We start from the raw sequence: 19,598 nt of genomic DNA, 5'->3' as shown, positions 1-19,598 counted from the left end.
GCATAAACCAAAAGCGGCGGACTATTTGTCCGCCCGCTGCTGCTTCTTCGCCAGCAATTGCCGCAGCGCCGTGACCTTGGCCGCGGCCTGGTCCGGCGGCAAATCTGCCTTCACGAGGATTTCCGCCTCGGCCTCGCGGCCCTGCAGTCCCAGCACGAGTGCCAGGTTGGCGCGGACCCGCACATCGTTCTGATTGCGCTGATAAGCGCGGCCCAGCACCTGTTCGGCCCTCGGCAGATTGTTCTGCAGCATGTAGGACAGGCCGAGATTGGACAGCACGGTCGGCTCGTCCGGCACGATCTTCAACGCCGCAGCGTAATATTGCTGCGCTTCCTCGTTGCGGCCGAGCTGATCGAGCGCGGCGCCCTGCGCCGACAGGATCCGCCAATCGGGATCCTCAGGCGAATGCGCACGGCCGAGGACGTCGAAGGCCTGCTGGAAATTTCCGTTGTCGGCGAGGGCGCGGCCGTAGCCGGCGAGCAGCGCCTTGTTGCCGGGATGGGCGAGCACGGCCTGCTCGAGCACCGCGACCGCCTGAGCGCGCTGGCCGCCGTCACGCAGCGCCTTGCCGTATTCGATGGCAATTGCGGGATCGCTGGGCTTGGCCCGGTAACGCTCGCGCAAGGCGTTCATGTCCGGCCTGCCGTTGGCCTTGTTATCGGCCTTGGCGGCGGATTCCTGCTTGCCGCCGAGCGCGCCGGTGACGTCCTCGATGCCGGTGGTCTGACAGCCGCCGAGGGCAAGGATCAGAACGGCGGAACACAGATATCTCGCCGGGGGAAAGGCGAGGGACAAACGCTTGGACATACTCTGATCACTCGGCAACTGATCAGAGATGCTTGCCGATTAACGCTAAAGTCCCGTTAAGGACGGACGTCCTCGCGTCTCAATCGGTGAATTCGGCACCGAATTCGCAGCCGATGCGCCAGCGCAGGCGGCATTGGCGGGAATAGTCCGGCGCGAAGATGATGGTGAATTGCGGCGGCACTTCCAGAAATTCCGCAACGACCTTCACGCCGCCATCCGAGATATCGGTGATCGTGCAGTCCCGCGGCAGCGACCCCGCGCCAAAATGGATCTTGGCGAGCCGGCTGCACACCCGACGTTCGCTTCTCCGGCGATTTGCAAGCATTTGAACTGTTCACCCGTTAGACCACGGCCCATCCCGCAGGCTTAGGAGTAGCGGACATTCGTTGGAATGTGCTGAGGACGGAGGGTGGCATTCGAGGCGTAGTGTCTCGGCCTTGTTAACGACTGGTTAGGACTTGCAGCCCCTCCCAAGTTGTTCCCGTATTGTTCTTGCAGACTGCGCCGGGCTCTGCTACCCCTAATTGTGCGAAAGGGCAGGCTGGTTTGAGCATGGTTCAGCGGGTTTCCACCGTCGCCTTTGAGGGGATCGAGGCCCGCGCGGTCGACGTGCAGGTGCAGGTCGCCCCGGGCCTGCCCGCCTTCGCCATCGTCGGCCTTCCGGACAAGGCGGTGTCGGAGGCGCGCGAACGGGTGCGCTCGGCGCTGATCGCCTCGGGGCTGGCGCTGCCGGCGCGCCGGATCATCGTCAACCTGGCGCCGGCCGACTTGCCGAAGGAGGGCAGCCATTACGACCTGCCGATCGCGCTCGGGCTGATGGCAGCGATCGGAGCGATCCCGCCGGACGCGCTGACGGGCTTTACCGTGCTCGGCGAACTCGGCCTCGACGGCTCCATCGCGCCCGTGGCCGGCGTTCTTCCCGCCGCGATCGGCGCCAATATGCGCGAGGAGGGACTGATCTGCCCGGCCGCGTGCGGCTCGGAAGCCGCCTGGGCCAGCCCGGACATCCAGATCATCGCCGCACAGTCGCTGATCCAGATCGCCAACCATTTCAAGGGCACGCAGGTGCTGTCGCGGCCCTCGCCGAAGGTGCACGAAGCAGCAAGCTCCACGCTCGACCTGCGCGACATCAAGGGGCAGGAAAGCGCCAAGCGGGCGCTGGAGATCGCGGCTGCCGGCGGGCATCACCTCCTCATGATCGGCGCACCCGGCGCCGGCAAGTCGATGCTGGCGGCGCGGCTGCCCTCGATCCTGCCGCCGCTCTCGCCGGGCGAGCTGCTGGAAGTTTCGATGATCGCCTCCGTCGCCGGCGAGATCGAAGGCGGCGCGCTGACGGCGCGGCGGCCGTTCCGCTCGCCGCATCATTCCGCAAGCATGGCCGCGCTCACCGGCGGCGGCATGCGCGCCAAGCCCGGCGAGATTTCGCTGGCACATCAGGGCGTGCTGTTCCTCGACGAGCTGCCGGAGTTCGATCCGCGCGTGCTGGATTCGCTGCGCCAGCCGCTGGAGAACGGCGAGGTCGCGGTGTCGCGCGCCAATCACCGCGTCACCTACCCTGCCCGCTTCATGCTGGTCGCGGCGATGAATCCGTGCCGCTGCGGCAATGCGTTCGAGCCCGGCTATGCCTGCAAGCGCGGCCGCATCGACCGCTGCACCGGCGATTACCAGGCGCGCATCTCGGGCCCGCTGATGGACCGCATCGACCTGCGCATCGAGGTGCCGGCCGTGACCGCGGCCGACCTGATCCTGCCGCCGCCGGCGGAAGGATCGGCCGAGGTCGCCGCGCGCGTGGCGGCGGCGCGCGACATTCAGCTCACGCGCTACGCCGATGCCGGCCTGCCGAAAGTTCGCACCAATGCCGAGGCGCCCGCTTCCGTGCTTGAGGAGATCGCAAAGCCCGATGCGCAGGGCCAGAAGCTGCTGCGCGACGCCGCCGAGACCATGCGGCTGTCGGCACGCGGCTATCACCGCGTGCTGCGGGTGGCGCGCACGCTGGCCGACCTCGATTCCGCCGACAAGATCGGCCGGCTGCATTTGGCTGAAGCGCTGTCCTACCGCGCACTCGCGGAGGATGTGCGGCAGCTGGCTTGATCATTCCGCGCATCAACCCGGCGGTAACGAGTTTCCTTTACGCTCTGCAAACCATAAGGCCCGCTCATCTCAGTCACGAGTTCCCGAGGGCCCGGCGAGTAGAGTGTCATGTTGCGTTTCAAGATCCTGGCCTCGGTGGTTCCCCTGTTGGCAGCTGCGGTCTTCGCCCGCGCGGAGATCGGATCGGTCTCGCATCCCTGCATCGCCCTGGGCGACACCTCGGTCGAGCTCACGTCGCTGTTCTGGACCGCCGGCGTGCATGTCGCGTTTACCGAAGATCCCTCCCGGGCCACGGTGCGGGTCCAGATCACCGACGATGCGGACGCGGCAGACTTCGCCGTGGTCGATGACGGCCTCGGCTCCGAACCGGACTCCTGCCAGGCCAGCCCCTCGACGCGCCTCGTCTCGATTGCCGCTCAGCCTATCGACGGCGGCCAGGTGATCTATCTCTCCACCGAAGGGCCGGCGGATTACCGCATCTATGTGCGCTCGAAGTCGTTCTCGCAGCGCGAGGCGGCGGCGCTGATCGTCGGCGCTCACGGCGGCCCTCGACATCTCCAGGCCGCCTCGCTCTGACGCATTAACACCTCGTCAACCCTGTTTGGAGGCAACCCCAACGCCTCAAACTGTTCGCAAGGTCGACGGGCCATCGTCGCACGCGGCAGTGGTGGGGTTTCGGACAACAATCGGGGTGGCGATGGGTCGGACGTTCCGGATCAAGGTGCGCATGCGCCGCTTCAGGCGAAAGCACCCCCGCATCGCCTTTGCGATCCGCTCCTTCGTGATCTTCTCGGCGACGTTCGGCGGCGCCTATGGTTTCGTCACGGGCAGCCGGTCCGAGACCTCCGGCTACAATCCCCACGCCTTTGCAATCGGCGCGAGCTTCCTGTTTGCGCTCGCCTGTCTCGGCCTTGCGACGCTGAGCATGCGTCTGCGTTTCGTCAACAAGCGGATGCGCACGCTCGCCGCCCATAACGAGGCGCTGATCGATCGCAATTGGGAGCTGAAGGAAGCCGAGGAACGCGCCCGCAGCCTGTTCGAGCAGCAGGGCGACCTCATCGTGCTGCGCGCTACCGATGGCCGCATCACCTTCGCCAACGAGGCCTATTGCGCGCTGGCAGGGCAGGCGCGTAGCGCTTTGGTCGGCACGCGTTTCGACTTCGACGTGCTGGAGCAGGGCGACAGCGCGCGCGAGAGCAACGGCACGCGCGTCCACGACCAGAAAATCGCAACCCCGCTCGGCGCGCGCTGGATCGCCTGGCGCGAGGGCTATGTCCGCCTCGATGCCGGGCAACCCGCCGAATTGCAGAGCGTCGGACGCGACGTCACCGACCGCACCGAGACCGAACGTGCTTTGTCCGACGCGCGCGACCAGGCCGACGCCGCCAACCGCGCCAAATCGCGCTTCCTGGCGATGGCCTCGCACGAGATCCGCACGCCGCTCAACGGCATCATCGGCATGGGCGGGCTGTTGCTCGACACCCATCTGACGCCGGAGCAGGCGACCTATGCCAAGGCAGTGAAGACCTCGGGTGAAGCCTTGATGGCGCTCATCGAGGAATTGCTCGACTATTCCAAGATCGAGGCCGGCAAGCTCGACCTCGAGCAGCGCCCCTTCGCGCTCTCGACCCTGGTCGAGGAGATCACCGAGCTGCTGGCGCCGCGCGCGCAGGCCAAAGCGCTCGAGATCGCGGCCTATGTCGACGAGCGCCTGCCGCTCGAGGTCGTCGGCGACGCCGCGCGGCTGCGCCAGGTGCTGCTCAATCTCGCCGGCAACGCCATCAAGTTCACCGGCAAAGGCGGCGTGGCGCTGATCGTCGAGCCCGGCATCTGGCCGAACGAGATCAGCTTCCTGGTCCGCGACACCGGCATCGGCATCGCAGCCGAAGCCCAGCAACGCATCTTCCGCGAATTCGAGCAGGCCGACGAACGCGTCGCCCGCACCTATGGCGGCACGGGACTCGGCCTCGCCATCAGCGAGCGCATCGTCAAGCGCATGGGCGGCCGGATCACGCTCACGAGCGAGCCGGGGAAGGGCTCGACCTTCGAGATCGCGGTGCCGCTTCCGCCGTCGCAAGCGAGCGCAGGGCAGACCGCATTTCCGAGTCCCGATCTCGCCGGCAAATCCATCCTTCTCGTCGCCGACGGTATCGAGGCTTCGTTGATCGCGCGGCGCCTGGAGCGCTGGGGTGGCCAGATCTGCCTCGTGGCGGACGCGGCGGTCGCCGAAGCGTTGCTGCCGGAACGCTCCTGGCACGCGGTGCTGGTCGACCGTGCGATCGGCCCTGGCATCACCGACCAGCTGGGCGAAATGGCCCGCGCACATGCGCTGCAGCGCCTGGTGCTGCTGACGTCGAGCTCGCGCCATGAGAAGCTGTCGCCGGCCTTCACAGGCTTTCTGGTGAAGCCGCTGCGGGCGGCCTCGCTCGCTGCGCGGCTCGCGCTGACGCCGGAGGTCGCCTCGCCCGATCTCGCGCCGGAGCCGACCGCCGAAGCTGCCGGCACGACAGCCGCAAAGGGCCTGTCGATCCTCGTCGCCGAGGACAACGAGATCAACGCGCTGCTGATGCGCTCGCTGCTGACGAAACTCGGCCATCGCGTCGTCATCGCTGTCCACGGCGAGGCCGCGCTGGAATCCTGGCTCGCGGCCTCATCGGCCGGCACCCCCTACGATCTCGTGCTGATGGATATCCAGATGCCGCAGCTCGACGGCATCGAGGCGACCAAGCGTATCCGTGCGCATGAGGCCACCACAGGCGGCCACCACACGCCGATCCTCGCGCTCACCGCCAATACGCTGGTGGAGGATCGCTATGCCTGCTTTGAGGCAGGCATGAACGGATTCCTGATCAAGCCGCTCGATCGCGACAAGCTCGACGAAGCGTTGGCAGGGCTGGCGGCGTCGCGGCGGCTGGCCGTCTGATCCAGAGTCGGGGAACCGGCGCGAGAGGGGCGGGCATGACTTTTCGTCCCGCCGCGGTCCTGTGCTACCAACGTCCCTTCAGTAGCGACCGAAGGGCCAACGGCAGGTGAAAACATCGGAAGACCGCTCATTCCTGGTCTGGCTTGCCGTCATCACGCTCGCATTCGGCTGGCTGCTTTGGCCATTCTCCGGCGCATTGTTGTGGGCCACGCTGCTGGCGATCATCTTCGCGCCCTTCTATCGGCGCTGCCTGGGAAAGCTTCCGGGATGGCGCAACCTTGTCGCACTTCTTACCGTGGTCGTCGTGGTCGTCATCGTCCTGATCCCCGTCGGGGTGGTGATCGCTTCGCTGGTCGACCAGGGAGGCGAGCTGTATCAGCGTTTTCAGAACGGCGAGATCAATTTGGCTCATCCGCTGCAGCAGCTGAAAGCCGCGCTGCCGGACTGGGCTGGGTCCATGTCAGATCGCCTGGCCGCCATCGATCTGTCTGCCCTGAAAGAACGCCTGTCGAGCCTGCTCGTCCCGGCCGGCCAGCAGCTGGCGGGACACGCAATCAACATCGGTCAGCTGACGCTGGAGTTCGTCGCAAGCCTGCTCGTGATGCTCTACTTGCTGTTCTTTTTCCTGCGCGACGGTGACGAACTGAACCTGCGCATCCGCGGCGCGCTGCCGCTGCGCCCGAGCCACACCGCCGAGATCCTGGATGCATTCACCCTGGCGGTCCGCGGGACGATCAAGGGAATCATTCTGGTCGCCCTGATCCAGGGCGCGCTCGGCGGGGCGATCTTCTGGTTGCTCGGCCTGACCGCGCCGCTGCTGGCGGGCGCCATCATGGCGCTGCTTTCGCTTCTGCCAGTGCTCGGCTCCGCCCTGGTCTGGGGTCCGGCCGCCCTCTATCTGCTCGTGGCGGGCGCCGTGACGAAGGGAATCATCCTGCTCGCTTTCGGGACGTTCGTGATCGGTCTCGCCGACAATTTTCTCCGGCCGATCCTGGTCGGCCAGTCAATCCAGATGCCGAGCTATGTTGTGCTGCTTGCCACCCTGGGCGGACTTGCCGTCTTCGGAGCGAACGGTTTCGTCATCGGCCCCCTCGTCGCTGCGATGTTCCTGACGGCTTGGCACATCTTCGTCGGCTCGAAAGGGCGACACGAGGTCCGCAAATAGCCTGTTACGCGGCCTGAGCGATGAAACGCGGTGCTGAGAGCTTCTCGGGCGGCGCCGAAGTGTCCCTGAATATGGTGTCGGTCTTTGTCGCGCGCTTGCAATGTGGGCAGACGAAGAGATGCGCGATCACCGGAACCGGCTCGTCCGCCAGCAGCTCCGAGCGGAACCATCTCATTTCGACATGGCAGCCCGGGCAGGTCGGCGCCTCCAACTGCTCTGCGGCGCTTCTGAGACGATCAACCATGGAGCCCTCGCGTTTCGAAGCTCATAGCTGAATACCTTTTCACGGTCTGCAACAAAAGACACGTTGTCCGAACAAACCGGGGCCTCATCTGCCGGCGCGATCAAAGCCTGCGCAGCGCCACGCTCTCCACCGCGTGGTCGGCACCCTTCTTCAGGATCAGGGTCGCGCGAGGGCGGGTCGGCAGGATGTTGTCCTCGAGATTGGCGAGGTTGGTGCGCTCCCAGATTGCGGTCGCGGTCGCGGTCGCCTCCTCGTCCGATAGCAGGGCGTAGCGGTTGAAGTAGGATTTCGGATTGGTGAACGCAGTGTCGCGCAGCGCCAGAAAGCGCTTGATGTACCAGCGCCGCAGCGCCGCCTCGTCGGCGTCGATGTAGACCGAGAAGTCGAAGAAGTCGGAAACCACCGGCACCGCTTTGCCGTCGCGCGGCAGCTTGCCGGTCTGCAGCACGTTGACGCCCTCGACGATCAGGATGTCCGGCTGGTCGATCTCGGCCCATTCGTTCGGCACGATGTCGTAGGTCAGATGCGAATAGACCGGCGAGCGCACATGACGGCGGCCGGACTTGATATCGGAGAGGAAGCTCAGCAGCAGCGGCAGGTCGTAGCTCTCCGGAAATCCCTTTTTCTGGAGGATGCCCTGCTGTTCGAGCAGGGCCTTCGGGTAGAGAAACCCGTCGGTGGTGATCAGTTCGACCTTCGGGCGCGGCGACCAGCGCGCCAGCAAGGCCTGGAGCACGCGGGCCGTGGTGGATTTTCCGACTGCCACCGAACCGGCGACCCCGATGATGTAGGGCACCTTGCGGTCGCGGATGTTGAGAAACTGGCGCTCCGCATAGTACAGGCGCTGCATCGCATCGACATAGATCGAGAGCAGGCGCGACAGAGGAAGATAGATATCCTCGACCTCCTTGAGATCGAGGCGGTCGTGCAGCGAGCGCAGCCGGTCGAACTCGCCCGGCTCCAGCGTCATCGGCGTATCGTCGCGCAGCCGCGCCCACTCTTCGCGCGTGTAAATGCGGTACGGATTATACTGCTGCTCGGGTGCGCGGATATCCATGACGCGACCTTTCCGTTAAGCGCTCGATTAGCTGCCGCTCTTGCGAGACGCTTTCTCTTCCAACCCTGACATATTCGTCCGCTTGTCCAGCGCCGCCTCGACCTCTTCCAGCTTTACGCCGCGGGCCTTGAGCAGGACAAGGAAATGATAGAGCAGGTCCGCACTTTCAGCGATCAGATGCGCGCGGTCGTTTTCGACTGCTGCGATTACGGTTTCGACTGCCTCCTCACCGAACTTCTTGGCGCAATGCTCGGCGCCCTTGTCGAGAAGCTTGCGGGTATAGGAGGCTTCGCCGCCCGCGGCTGCCCGGGCGTCGATGGTCTCGGCGAGATCGTGGATCGTGAAACGCGGCATCGGACTTACTCAGAAACACATGAGGCCACGGAGGCCATTTCCTAGCGGCCTTTGTAGCATTTTCGCAGGCAGGAGTCGTCAGGCATCGAGGCGCATCGCCAGTCCGCGCCGGGCCATGTGCTCCTTGGCCTCGCGGATGGTGAATTCGCCAAAATGGAAAATCGAGGCCGCCAGCACAGCCGTGGCGTGGCCGTCACGGATGCCGTCGACGAGATGATCGAGATTGCCGACGCCGCCCGAGGCGATCACCGGGACGGACACGCTGTCAGCGATCGCGCGGGTCAGTGGGATGTCAAAACCCTGCCGGGTGCCGTCGCGGTCCATCGAGGTGAGCAGGATTTCGCCGGCGCCGAGCGAGACGACCTCCTGGGCGTATTCGATCGCGTCGATGCCGGTCGAGTTGCGGCCGCCATGGGTGAAGATCTCCCAGCGCTCGCCGCCCGGGCGCTTGACGCGCTTGGCGTCGATCGCAACCACGACGCACTGCTCGCCGAATTTCTCGGCCGCTTCCTTGACGAACTCGCGCCGCGACACGGCCGCGCTGTTGATCGAGACCTTGTCGGCGCCAGCGCGCAGCAGCGTCTTGATGTCGTTGACCTCACGCACGCCGCCACCGACAGTGACAGGCATGAAGCAGGCCTCCGCGGTGCGGCGGACCACGTCCAGCATGATGCCGCGGTTCTCATGGGTCGCGGTGATGTCGAGGAAGGTGAGCTCGTCGGCGCCGGCGGCGTCATAGGCGATCGCGGCTTCGACGGGATCGCCGGCGTCCCTGAGATCGACGAAGTTGACGCCCTTGACGACACGGCCGTCCTTGACGTCGAGGCAGGGGATCACGCGCACCTTGAACATGTGTCAGCTCCCAGGCGCGCGCGCGTGGCGGATCAAGGTGAGGGCGGCGGCGGGATCGAGCCGGCCGTCGTAGAGCGCGCGGCCGGCGATCGCGCCGGCGAGCTTCTTGGCGCGCGGCGTCAGCATCGCCTTGACGTCCTCGATCGAGGCGAGGCCGCCGGAGGCGATCACCGGAATGGAGATCGCATCTGCCAGCGCAATGGTCGCGTCCAGGTTCAGGCCTTTTAGCAGGCCGTCGCGCGCGATGTCGGTGAAGATGATGGCGGCAACACCGGCATCTTCAAAACGCTTTGCGATCTCGAGCACCGTGACCTGCGAGGTCTCGGCCCAGCCTTCGACCGCAACCTTGCCGTCGCGCGCATCCAGCCCGACCGCGACGCGGCCGGGGAATTTCTTCGCGGCAGCCTTCACCAGTTCAGGATCGCGCACCGCAGCGGTGCCGATGATGACGCGGGTGATGCCCTTGTCGAGCCAGGCTTCGACCGTCTTGAGATCGCGAATGCCGCCGCCGAGCTGCACCGGGATCTTGATCGTCGTCAGCATCGCCTCGACGGCTTGCGCATTCACCGGCTTGCCGGCAAAGGCGCCGTCGAGGTCGACGACGTGGAGGTACTCAAAACCCTGCGCGACAAAGCTTTGCGCCTGCGCGGCCGGGTTGAGGTTGAACACGGTCGCGCGCGCCATGTCGCCCTGCTCGAGGCGCACGCACTGGCCGTTCTTGAGGTCGATGGCAGGAAAGAGGATCACGGTTTCCATCGCAAAAAGTTCGAGATCAAAGCGAGGCCGAAGCGCTGGCTCTTCTCGGGGTGAAACTGCGTGCCGATGGCGGTGTCCTTGCCGACGATCGCGGTGACGGGACCGCCGTAATCGGCGCGCGCGAGCACGTCCGCCTCGTTGGCGGCGTTGAGGTGGTAGGAGTGCACGAAATAAGCGTGCTGGCCCTTGGGACCGAGCGGCAGCTTGTTCAGCACCGGATGCTCCTGCAACAGGTCCAGTGTGTTCCAGCCCATGTGCGGGATCTTCAGGCTCTCGTCGCGCGGCGTGATCTTCTCGACGTCGCCGCCGATCCAGTTCAGGCCTTCGGTGATGACATGCTCCTTGCCGCGGCTCGCCATCAGCTGCATGCCGACGCAGATGCCGAAGAACGGCCGCGCCTTGACCCGCACCGCTTCGGTGATCGCCTCGACCATGCCGTTGACGGCGTCGAGCCCGCGCCGGCAATCGGCGAACGCGCCGACGCCCGGCAGCACCAGGCGATCGGCCTCGTAAGCCTGATCGGGATCGCTGGTGACGAACACCTTTTGCGGATTTTCGAGGCTGCGCGCGGCGCGCTCGAACGCCTTCGCGGCGGAATGCAGATTGCCGGAACCGTAATCGATGATGGCGACGCTCATCTTGACCCTCCCGGTTCTGGAAACAATCCAATGATGCCGCCGGCCGGAATCGGCGGCGGGTTCGAGAACTGCTGACCCGGAGTTGAGCGGGTCGGCGGCGGGCCGCCGCGATCGACGGCCCATTGATCGTTGACGATGCCGTGCTGCTTCTGGCTCCAGCGCTCGAAGAAGCGGCGCTCAGCGGTGTCCTCGTCGTCGGCAACCACCACGTCGAGCTGCCGCCACTTGCCGCGCGACAGCGTCCAGCGACGCAGGCTGGAGGCCTCGAGACCCATCAGCAAGGCAACGACGAGATCGGCGACGAAGATCGAAGAGCGCCCGACACCGAGGCTGGACAAGCCGGCGTTGAACGCGGCCACGAAGATCAGATAGCCGATCAGGGCCAGCCACAGCCGATTCCACAGCAGCCAGAACGGTCCGAAGATCATCGCCCAGAAATGAAAACCGTCGCGCACGAACACGAACTTGTCGGTCGCGCGCAGATCGGCTCCGGCAGGCGAGGGAGCATGAACTGTGTAGACAGGCATGGTGATGCCCCGTTCCTAGGGATTCAGTGATACCGCAAGCGGCGAGTGCCGCCGCCGGCCGGAAACGTCAGCCGCCGAGCGAGCCCTTGGTCGACGGGATCTCGCCCGCTGCCTTCGGATCGATCGCGACGGCGGTGCGCAGCGCCCGCGCCAGACCCTTGAAGCAGGACTCGGCGATATGGTGGCTGTTATCGCCATATAGGGTCTCGACGTGCAGAGTCACGCCGGCGTTCATGGCAAAGGCCTGGAACCATTCGCGCACCAGCTCGGTGTCGAACTCACCGATCTTGTCGCGGGGGAAGTCGGCCTTGAACACCAGGAACGGGCGGCCCGAGATGTCGATGACCACGCGCGACAGCGTCTCGTCCATTGGCATGTGCACGCCGGCATAGCGGGTGATGCCCGCCATGTTGCCGAGCGCCTGCTTGACCGCCTGGCCGAGCGCGATGCCGGTGTCTTCGGTGGTATGGTGATAGTCAATGTGCAGGTCGCCCACCGCCTTGACCGTGAGGTCCATGCGGGAATGGCGGGCGAGGAGATCGAGCATATGGTCGAAAAAGCCGATGCCGGTCGCGATATTGGCCACGCCGGTGCCATCGAGGTTCACGGAGACCTCGATGTCGGTTTCCTTGGTCTTGCGCTTGATCGTCGCGGTGCGCATTGAAACTGGCTCTCATCCTGGCTCGGGGCCGAAAACGCCGGTCTTTTAACAGCCAAATGACGCCTTCGCTACCGCGGGATCGCCTTGGCTGGGCGGCACTTCCACCTATGGTGACCGAAATTGGGGCCGGAGCGGCCCGTTGTGCCCTTGGCTCCGACCGCCTAAATCAGGCCGGACAGTGAGGTACTTCATGCAGGATTCCCAGAACAGCTCGCCGGGCTGGCACGGCACGACGATTTTGACGGTCCGCAAGGGCGGCAAGGTGGTGGTCGGCGGCGACGGCCAGGTCTCGATCGGCCAGACCGTGATCAAGTCCAACGCCAAGAAGGTCCGGAAACTGGGCAAGGGCGACGTGATCGGCGGCTTTGCCGGTGCGACCGCCGACGCCTTCACCCTGTTCGAGCGGCTGGAGGCCAAGCTCGAGCAATATCCGGGGCAGCTGACCCGGGCCGCGGTCGAGCTCGCCAAGGATTGGCGTACCGACCGCTATTTGCGGCGGCTGGAGGCCATGATGATCGTGGCCGACAAGGACGTCTCCCTGGTGCTGACAGGCACCGGCGACGTCCTGGAGCCCGAGGCCGGCGTGATGGCGATCGGCTCCGGCGGCAATTACGCGCTGGCGGCGGCCCGGGCCCTGCTCGACACCGACAAGGACGCCGAGACCATCGTCCGACGGTCCATGGACATCGCCGCGGATATTTGCGTCTACACCAACCGGAATTTGACGATTGAGAGCCTGGCGACCGGGTAGGGCGGAGGGTGATTTGTCGGGACAACCATCCGCACGGTCGGTCCAACCTCTCCCGCTTGCGGGGGAGGTCGGCGCGAAGCGCCGGGTGGGGGCTTTTTCCACTGGGGGATTGTCCCATTGCGGAGACACCCTCTCCCCGCCCCTCTCCCGCAAGCGGGAGAGGGGGCGCACCGTCGTCGCCGTGAGATGACCACCTACACCTTCCGCGCGATGACCCCGGCCGACATGCCGCTGATCCGACGCTGGCTGGATGCGCCTCATGTCGCAGAATGGTGGCATGATCCGGAGACGCTCGAATTCGTCGGAGGCGACCTCGATCATCCTGATCTGGCGCAGTTCATCGTCAGCCTGGACGGTCGGCCCTTCGCCTATCTGCAGTGCTACCAGCTCGGCGACTGGCACGTCAGCTTCGGTCCGCAGCCGGAAGGCGCGCGCGGCCTCGATCAGTTCATCGGCGAGTCCGATATGCTCGGACGCGGCCACGGCTCCGCTTTCATCCGCGCCTTCATCGACAGGCTGTTCGCGCGCGGCGTGCCGCGTATCGTGATCGATCCGAGCCCTGCCAATACCCGCGCCATTCGTGCCTATGAGAAGGCTGGCTTTGTGCCGCAGCATGTTATCGTCACGCCCGATGGTCCCGCCCTCCTGATGACCCGAGACGCATGACAGTCGCTGCGACCTCCACCGCCAAGACCGCCTTTCCGCCGCTCGGCTGGGCCGGCCTCGCGCTGCTATTGCTGGCGCTGCAAGCCGCGATCCTGTTCGCAATGGGCCGCGTGCCGATCTGCACCTGCGGCACCGTCAAGCTGTGGCACGGCGTGGTGAACAGCTCGGAGAACTCGCAGCACATCGCCGACTGGTACACCTTCTCGCACATCCTGCACGGCTTCCTGTTCTACGGCCTGACCTGGCTTCTGTTCGTGCGCCTGCCGTTCCTGTCCTTGTCGTGGCCGGCGCGGTTGATCATCGCCATGCTGATCGAGGGCGCATGGGAGATCGTGGAGAACTCGCCGTTCATCATCGAGCGCTACCGCGCCGGCACGATCTCGCTGGATTATTTCGGCGACAGCATCATCAACTCGGTCTCCGACAATGTGGCCATGGTGCTCGGGTTCCTCGTCGCGCGCGTGCTGCCGGTATCAGCGACCATCCTGATCGGCCTCGCCTTCGAGATCATGCTGGCGCTGCACATTCGCGACAATCTGACGCTCAACATCCTGATGCTGATCCATCCGATCGAAGCCGTGAAGCAATGGCAGTCGGGTCCGCCCATCATCTGACCGAAAAAGCGACTTGTCCTCGACCGCCTCCCGCCCTAGCTAGACAGACATGACAGACTTCTCTCCCCGCGAAATCGTTTCCGAACTCGACCGTTTCATCGTCGGCCAGGCCGATGCCAAGCGCGCCGTCTCGATCGCGCTGCGCAACCGCTGGCGGCGGCAGCAGCTCACCGGCTCCCTGCGCGAAGAGGTGCTGCCGAAGAACATCCTGATGATCGGCCCGACTGGAGTCGGCAAGACCGAGATCGCGCGGCGGCTCGCCAAGCTGGCGAATGCGCCGTTCCTGAAGGTGGAGGCGACCAAGTTCACCGAGGTCGGCTATGTCGGCCGCGACGTCGAGCAGATCGTGCGTGATCTCGTCGAGGTCGCGATCGCCCAGGTGCGCGAAAGGAAGCGCAAGGACGTGCAGGCCCGCGCCCAGCTCGCCGCCGAGGAGCGCGTGCTCGACGCACTGGTCGGCGCCAATGCTTCGTCCACGACGCGTGAATCGTTCCGCAAGAAGCTGCGCGCCGGCGAATTGAACGACAAGGAAATCGAGATCGAGACGCAAGGCGGCGGCAGCGGCATGCCGATGTTCGAGATCCCGGGCATGCCGGGCGCGCAGATGGGCGCGATCTCGATCGGCGACATCTTCGGCAAGCTGGGCGGCCGCAGCAAGACGCGACGCCTGACGGTCGAGGGCTCGCACGAGATCCTCGTCAACGAGGAATCCGACAAGTTGCTGGACACCGATCAGCTGACGCTGGAGGCGATCAGCGCGGTCGAGAACAACGGCATCGTGTTCCTCGACGAGATCGACAAGATCTGCGCGCGCGACGGCCGCGTCGGCGGTGACGTCTCCCGCGAGGGCGTGCAGCGTGATCTCTTGCCCTTGATCGAGGGCACCACGGTCTCGACCAAGCATGGCGCGGTGAAGACCGACCACATCCTGTTCATCGCCTCCGGCGCCTTCCACGTCGCCAAGCCCTCCGACCTGTTGCCGGAATTGCAGGGCCGGCTGCCGATCCGGGTCGAATTGCAGGCGCTGACCCGCGACGACATGCGCCGCATCCTGACCGAGCCCGAAGCTTCGCTGATCAAGCAATATGTCGCCCTGATGCAGACCGAGGGCGTGACGCTCGACATCACCGACAGCGCCATCGATGCGCTCGCCGACGTCGCGGTCGCCGTCAACTCCACCGTCGAGAACATCGGTGCGCGGCGGCTCCAGACGGTGATGGAGCGGGTGCTCGACGAGATCTCCTTCACCGCCCCCGACCGCAACGGCGAGACCGTCATGGTCGATGCGGATTTCGTGCAGAAGCATGTCGGCGACCTCGCCAAGAACGCGGATCTGAGCCGGTTTATTTTGTAAATCGGCCGCAGTCGGCTATCTATCCGCTGTCGTCCCCGCGAACGCGCGCGAACGCGGGGACCCATAACCACCAGCGGTCCTTGTTGAAACAGATGGCGGCCCCGATCCCGGCTCAAATGACGTCCCGTGGTTATGGGTCCCGGATCTGCGCTCGCTATGCTCGCTTGTCCGGGACGACGGCGGTGATAGATGTCGCCACCTCAGGTGCGGCGTGACCGTAGCCATCCGACAAAACCCCTGGCGGCTCCTGCTCGCGATCAACGCGGCGGTGATTGTCGGCGTGTTCGTTCACAAGATCCAGCTGCCGCCTTACGTCCCCTACATCCACCTTCTGGTCGACTACCATTTCGGCTTCATCAAGCGCGCGCTGATCGGCGCGATGGTGGCGCTGTTCACCGACAAGGTGCCGGTCTGGCTCGTGTTCGCGATTGGCGGGGCAACCTGGCTGGTAACGCTTGGCCTTTACGCAAGACTCTTCCAGAGAACGTTCGGCTTCACCGCGAAGACGCTGCCGCTCTTCGTCTTCATCGCGGGCTCGCCGTTCTTCCTGAAGAATTTCATGCACACGCTCGGCCATTTCGACATCTACGGCTGCGCACTGGCGATCGTCCTGCTGCTGATGCCGGCAAGCTCATTGCTGTTCGTGGCCATGGCCGCGCTGTTCTCGGTCATTCTCGTGCTGATTCACCACATTCATCTGCTGATGTATGTGCCGACGATCGTCACCATCGTCGTGGTCAGGCATTATCTCGCTTACGGATGCAGACGCGGCAATGTCGCCTTCGGCATCGTCGCCCTCGGCCTTGTCTCCGTGCTGTTCTTCGCCGCGCAATTCTTGGGAACGATGCCGATCCCGGAGGCGGATTTCGTCGCATATCTGAAGACGCGGATGGCCGATCCTTCCCGCACCGACCTGCTGCAATTCGCCTATATCTGGTACCAGCCGCTGGCGAAGGAGGTCTCGGACACCTGGGGCCGGCTGCCGCACAACAGCCTCGGCATACCCGTATTCGCGTTGCTGATCTGGCTGCACACGCCGCTGTGGCGCTTCTTCGCGAATCTGATCGGCGCGCTCGCAAGCGATCTGCACAAGCGGCTCATCATCGCAGCGCTGGTCGGCGTCAGCCTCGCCTATGTCGTGATGTTCGCGATGGTGTTCGACTATTCGCGCTGGATCTCGAACTGGGCGGTCTGCATGTTCCTGATCCTGCACGCGGTGAAGATGCTGCCGCCCGCGCGGGACACCGCGCTGATTCCGGCGGAGGATCAGACGACGAATATCTTCGGCCTGATCCTCACCCTGATCCCGCGCGTCGGAATCGTCCGGCCGTTCTAGAATCTCGCCCGTCTGATCCGGACATACAGCGCGCCCTCGCCGCCATGGCCGATATGCGCCGTCTCGAAGCCGACCACGAAGGCGCGGAATTCCGGCAGGCTCAGCCATTCCGGCACCTGGCGGCGCAGCACGCCGCTTTCGCCGCCGGTCCTTCCCTTGCCGGTGATGACGAGCACGAAGGTGAGGCCGTCATGATGGGCGCGGTGCAGGAAGCCGGTCAGTGCGCGATGGGCGCGCATCTGGGTCATGCCGTGCAGATCGAGCCGCGCCTCGATCTCGCTGCGGCCACGCGAGAGTTTTGTCCGCTCGCGCTTGCCGAGGGGAGCCAATGGCGGGACAGCCGGCTTCGCAACGCGCGGCGCGGGCACAGCCGTCACCGGCCTTGCCGGTGCCGAAGGCCGGCTCGCCGGAGCAGCAGGTGATGGGCCAGCGGGCGGCGCCGCATGCGCCTTGGCCGCGCGATGCTTCTTGAGCGGCTTGACCTGTTTTGCGACCGTCTCCCACAGCGCGCGCTCCTCCTCGCTCAGCGCACGGCGGCGCGGCAAGGGGCGGGGCTCCAGCACGGGAGGACGTGACGATCGCTTCATTGCTGCCGATGGGGACGATTCTTCACCGGTCGACGCGGCTCAGGGGCAGGGTCGATCGCGGGGCGCGGCACCGGTAGCGGAACGGGGCCGGCGGTGGCAACCGTTTCGTTCTTGTCTTGCGCCGCGGCCGGAGCAGGTGTGGCCGTCTTTGCCGGGAGGGTCTGTGGAAACAGCTTTGCGATCTTCTCGGACGGTCGCGGGTCCGGCACAGGCAGCCGCGCTGCGCGCACGGAGGGATCGAGGCCCTTCGGCACCAGCATCACGAAATGCATGGGATGGCGCAGCCGCCCGGAGATGCGGCCGGCTTCCTGGCCTGCGCCGAAGAACAGATCGGCGCGTGCGGGGCCGATGATGGCCGAGCCGGTGTCCTGCGCGATCATCAGCCGGTGGAACGGTGTCTTGGCGCGATCGGACTCGATCGGCAGCTCGCCCTCGATGAAGAACGGCGTGCCGTAGACATGCAGCGATTTGTCGACCGCGATCGAGCGTCCCGCCGTCAGCGGGATGCCCTGCGCGCCCACCGCCTCGTCCTTGTCGGAGAGGTTGACCTCGCGGAAGAAGATGTAGGCGCGGTTCTGGCGGCGCAGCTCCTTGGCGCCATCGGGATTCTGCGCCATCCATTCCCGGATCCTCTGCATCGACATCTCTTCCTTCGGGATGATGCCGCGCTCGATCAGGATGCGCCCGACGGCCGTGTAGGGATAGCCGTTATAGGCGTCGTAGTTGAGCCGAACCGACGTGCCGTCGTCGAACTTGATCCGCGCCGAACCCTGGATCTGCGCGAACAACAGATCGGTCGGATCTTTCAGCCAGGCGATCTCCAGCCCGCGGCCGGCGATCTTGCCGTCCTCGATCTCGCCGCGATCGTAATAGGGCACCAGCTTGCGGCGGCCGATCTTGCGATAGACCGGCCCCTTGTTGGGCAGGCTTACCGAATCCTGCTTGTAGCCGCGCACGAAAAGGTTCGAGGGGCGCCGATAGACCGGAACGTTGTAGACGTCGGTCTGGGTCCGCGATCCCTCCAGCACCGGCTCGTAATAGCCGGTGACGAAACCGTCGGGCTCGCCGAGACGCGAGATCCGCAATGGCGCGAAATTTTCCTCAAAGAAGGTTTTGGCTTTGGCGTCGTCGGTCAGCTCGAGCGATTTTGCCGCCCGGCAAGGTTCGTTCAGCGAACCTGCCAGCGCCTTGGGTTCGGCCGCGCCGGTTTGTGCGTTGATCGTCTTGCAGCTGGCGCGAAACGTCTTGAACGCCGCGAGATGATCGTCATCGCCCCAGCCTTTCACGTCCGCCCAGGCCAACGGCAGATATTGCGCGCCGGATATTTCGAACGGCAGCGGTAGCTGCGGATAGGGCAAGGCCCGCGGCGGAGCAGCGGGCAGCGCGGGAGCATGATGATGATGGCTGCGATAGTGGCGCCGCGCCGCCTCGGCGCCGAGCGAAAACGACGACAGCACGACGACGCCTGCGCAAAGCGCCGTCGCGCTGTTCTTCAGGAAGACTTTAATTCGCGCTTCCGGTGCCAACCAGCTTCCAGTTCGGATCGCGAGAGGTGATGTCGCGGGCGAAAGTCCAGATGTCGGTGATGTCGGCGACCGTATCGGCACTGCCGTCGACGATGTTGCCGGCCTTGTCGCGGGTGGCCGAAATCATCTGCGAGACGAAACGGATCGTGAGCTGGGCGGTACGGTCGCGCAGCTCGGCACCGACGAGTTCGGCCTTGTCGATCGAGACGAAGCGGGTCTCGGTCTTCTGATCGTTCTTCTCGCGTTCCTTGATCGCGGCGTCGAAGCTGTCATAGACCTCCGACGACAGCAGGTCGCGCAGCGCGCGGCGGTCGCCATTGGCAAAGGCCAGCACGATCATCTCGTAGGCACCGCGGGCGCCCGAGATGAAATGGCGCGGGTCGAACGTGGAATCCTTGTCGACGATGGCGTCCAAGCCCTGCGCCAGCGCGGTGCCGGGTTCGGTGAGACCCTTCCAGCGGTCGGAGGGCGGGGTCGGCTCGGCCGTCGGCGCCAACGGGGCCTGGTCGATCACCTTGCCCGGCATGGTCACGACGTTGTTGTCCTGGGCACCCCCCAACGCATTGCGGGCGGCAGTCCGGTCGAACGGCGGCCGTTCGTTGCCGGTCCGCTGACCGAGCACGCTGCGCAGCCGCAGAAAGATGAAGACCGCCAGCGCCAGGAAGATGATGGTGTAGATGTCCACGTCG

Annotated in this window: 22 protein-coding genes; 9 read left to right on the top strand and 13 right to left on the bottom strand. The window is 65.3% G+C overall.

The window, feature by feature from the left end; genetic code table 11:
- Positions 1–21: 21 nt before the first annotated feature.
- Together Q0743_RS15090 and Q0743_RS15085 are read right to left on the bottom strand one after the other, a co-directional pair.
- Positions 22–807, bottom strand: coding sequence for a tetratricopeptide repeat protein (locus Q0743_RS15090; RefSeq protein ID WP_298242312.1), 786 nt, complete (start codon positions 805–807; stop codon positions 22–24).
- A gap of 79 nt (positions 808–886) precedes the next feature.
- Positions 887–1,132 (bottom strand): PilZ domain-containing protein, encoded by a 246-nt coding sequence (locus Q0743_RS15085; protein ID WP_011083489.1) that lies wholly within the window; start codon positions 1,130–1,132, stop codon positions 887–889.
- A 227-nt stretch (positions 1,133–1,359) separates the two neighbouring features.
- Here Q0743_RS15085 and Q0743_RS15080 point away from each other — a divergent pair, with 227 nt between their 5' ends.
- From Q0743_RS15080 to Q0743_RS15065, 4 genes are all read left to right on the top strand, one after another.
- Positions 1,360–2,898 carry a YifB family Mg chelatase-like AAA ATPase gene (locus Q0743_RS15080; RefSeq protein ID WP_298242311.1) on the top strand — a complete coding sequence of 513 codons (1,539 nt, stop codon included), beginning with the start codon at positions 1,360–1,362 and terminating at the stop codon, positions 2,896–2,898.
- A 108-nt stretch (positions 2,899–3,006) separates the two neighbouring features.
- Positions 3,007–3,474, top strand: a complete 468-nt coding sequence (locus Q0743_RS15075) for a hypothetical protein (RefSeq protein WP_298242310.1) — start codon at positions 3,007–3,009, stop codon at positions 3,472–3,474.
- Positions 3,475–3,595: 121 nt separating this feature from the next.
- Positions 3,596–5,821, top strand: coding sequence for an ATP-binding protein (locus tag Q0743_RS15070; RefSeq protein ID WP_298242309.1), 2,226 nt, complete (start codon positions 3,596–3,598; stop codon positions 5,819–5,821).
- Positions 5,822–5,927: 106 nt separating this feature from the next.
- Complete coding sequence (locus Q0743_RS15065) at positions 5,928–6,986, top strand: AI-2E family transporter (protein WP_298242308.1); 1,059 nt, start codon at positions 5,928–5,930, stop codon at positions 6,984–6,986.
- A 4-nt stretch (positions 6,987–6,990) separates the two neighbouring features.
- On the opposite strand, the gene Q0743_RS15060 is transcribed toward Q0743_RS15065, so the two are convergent.
- The 8 genes from Q0743_RS15060 to hisB all read right to left on the bottom strand — a co-directional run bounded on the left by Q0743_RS15060 (position 6,991) and on the right by hisB (position 12,075).
- Positions 6,991–7,230, bottom strand: coding sequence for a hypothetical protein (locus Q0743_RS15060; protein WP_298242307.1), 240 nt, complete (start codon positions 7,228–7,230; stop codon positions 6,991–6,993).
- A 100-nt stretch (positions 7,231–7,330) separates the two neighbouring features.
- Positions 7,331–8,287: a type I pantothenate kinase gene (gene coaA, locus Q0743_RS15055; RefSeq protein ID WP_298242306.1), complete on the bottom strand. Its 957-nt coding sequence runs from the start codon at positions 8,285–8,287 to the stop codon at positions 7,331–7,333.
- A 27-nt stretch (positions 8,288–8,314) separates the two neighbouring features.
- Positions 8,315–8,641, bottom strand: coding sequence for a phosphoribosyl-ATP diphosphatase (locus tag Q0743_RS15050; RefSeq protein ID WP_194405254.1), 327 nt, complete (start codon positions 8,639–8,641; stop codon positions 8,315–8,317).
- Between the two features lie 78 nt (positions 8,642–8,719).
- The gene (gene hisF / locus Q0743_RS15045; RefSeq protein WP_298242305.1) at positions 8,720–9,493 is read right to left on the bottom strand and encodes an imidazole glycerol phosphate synthase subunit HisF; all 774 of its coding nucleotides are present in this window, start codon (positions 9,491–9,493) and stop codon (positions 8,720–8,722) included.
- Between the two features lie 3 nt (positions 9,494–9,496).
- Entirely contained in the window at positions 9,497–10,240 is a 744-nt protein-coding gene (gene hisA, locus Q0743_RS15040; protein ID WP_298242304.1) for a 1-(5-phosphoribosyl)-5-[(5-phosphoribosylamino)methylideneamino]imidazole-4-carboxamide isomerase, read from the bottom strand.
- A complete protein-coding gene (hisH, locus tag Q0743_RS15035) occupies positions 10,237–10,887 on the bottom strand; it encodes an imidazole glycerol phosphate synthase subunit HisH (RefSeq protein ID WP_298242303.1) in 651 nt (216 codons plus the stop codon). Before hisH ends, hisA begins: the two co-directional genes overlap by 4 nt.
- Complete coding sequence (locus Q0743_RS15030; RefSeq protein WP_298242302.1) at positions 10,884–11,414, bottom strand: DUF2628 domain-containing protein; 531 nt, start codon at positions 11,412–11,414, stop codon at positions 10,884–10,886. Before Q0743_RS15030 ends, hisH begins: the two co-directional genes overlap by 4 nt.
- A gap of 67 nt (positions 11,415–11,481) precedes the next feature.
- On the bottom strand, positions 11,482–12,075 hold the full coding sequence (gene hisB / locus Q0743_RS15025; protein ID WP_298242301.1) for an imidazoleglycerol-phosphate dehydratase HisB: 594 nt from the start codon (positions 12,073–12,075) through the stop codon (positions 11,482–11,484).
- Positions 12,076–12,265: 190 nt separating this feature from the next.
- Here hisB and hslV point away from each other — a divergent pair, with 190 nt between their 5' ends.
- The 5 genes from hslV (at position 12,266) to Q0743_RS15000 (ending at position 16,796) form a co-directional block, all read left to right on the top strand.
- Positions 12,266–12,826 carry an ATP-dependent protease subunit HslV gene (gene hslV, locus Q0743_RS15020; RefSeq protein ID WP_194405259.1) on the top strand — a complete coding sequence of 187 codons (561 nt, stop codon included), beginning with the start codon at positions 12,266–12,268 and terminating at the stop codon, positions 12,824–12,826.
- Positions 12,827–13,012: 186 nt separating this feature from the next.
- The gene (locus tag Q0743_RS15015) at positions 13,013–13,492 is read left to right on the top strand and encodes a GNAT family N-acetyltransferase (RefSeq protein WP_298242300.1); all 480 of its coding nucleotides are present in this window, start codon (positions 13,013–13,015) and stop codon (positions 13,490–13,492) included.
- The gene (locus Q0743_RS15010) at positions 13,489–14,106 is read left to right on the top strand and encodes a DUF2585 domain-containing protein (protein WP_298242299.1); all 618 of its coding nucleotides are present in this window, start codon (positions 13,489–13,491) and stop codon (positions 14,104–14,106) included. The genes Q0743_RS15015 and Q0743_RS15010 overlap by 4 nt, the downstream gene beginning before the upstream one ends.
- A 49-nt stretch (positions 14,107–14,155) precedes the next feature.
- Positions 14,156–15,460, top strand: coding sequence for an ATP-dependent protease ATPase subunit HslU (gene hslU, locus Q0743_RS15005; protein ID WP_298242298.1), 1,305 nt, complete (start codon positions 14,156–14,158; stop codon positions 15,458–15,460).
- Between the two features lie 211 nt (positions 15,461–15,671).
- Positions 15,672–16,796, top strand: coding sequence for a hypothetical protein (locus tag Q0743_RS15000; RefSeq protein ID WP_298242297.1), 1,125 nt, complete (start codon positions 15,672–15,674; stop codon positions 16,794–16,796).
- Here Q0743_RS15000 and Q0743_RS14995 read toward each other — a convergent pair.
- Genes Q0743_RS14995 through Q0743_RS14985 form a run of 3 tightly spaced genes read right to left on the bottom strand, consistent with a single transcriptional unit; the run spans position 16,793 to position 19,594 of the window.
- Entirely contained in the window at positions 16,793–17,383 is a 591-nt protein-coding gene (locus tag Q0743_RS14995; RefSeq protein WP_298242296.1) for a Smr/MutS family protein, read from the bottom strand. The genes Q0743_RS15000 and Q0743_RS14995 overlap by 4 nt on opposite strands.
- A complete protein-coding gene (locus tag Q0743_RS14990; protein WP_298242295.1) occupies positions 17,380–18,909 on the bottom strand; it encodes an MltA domain-containing protein in 1,530 nt (509 codons plus the stop codon). The genes Q0743_RS14995 and Q0743_RS14990 overlap by 4 nt, the downstream gene beginning before the upstream one ends.
- Positions 18,887–19,594 carry a Tim44/TimA family putative adaptor protein gene (locus Q0743_RS14985; RefSeq protein WP_298242294.1) on the bottom strand — a complete coding sequence of 236 codons (708 nt, stop codon included), beginning with the start codon at positions 19,592–19,594 and terminating at the stop codon, positions 18,887–18,889. Before Q0743_RS14985 ends, Q0743_RS14990 begins: the two co-directional genes overlap by 23 nt.
- Positions 19,595–19,598: the final 4 nt, after the last annotated feature.

Origin of the sequence: uncultured Bradyrhizobium sp. (genome assembly GCF_936943645.1) — a bacterium.
GTDB lineage: Bacteria > Pseudomonadota > Alphaproteobacteria > Rhizobiales > Xanthobacteraceae > Bradyrhizobium.
The sequence above is the reverse complement of the archived record's forward strand: the minus strand, read 5'-3'. Positions and strand labels throughout refer to the sequence as shown.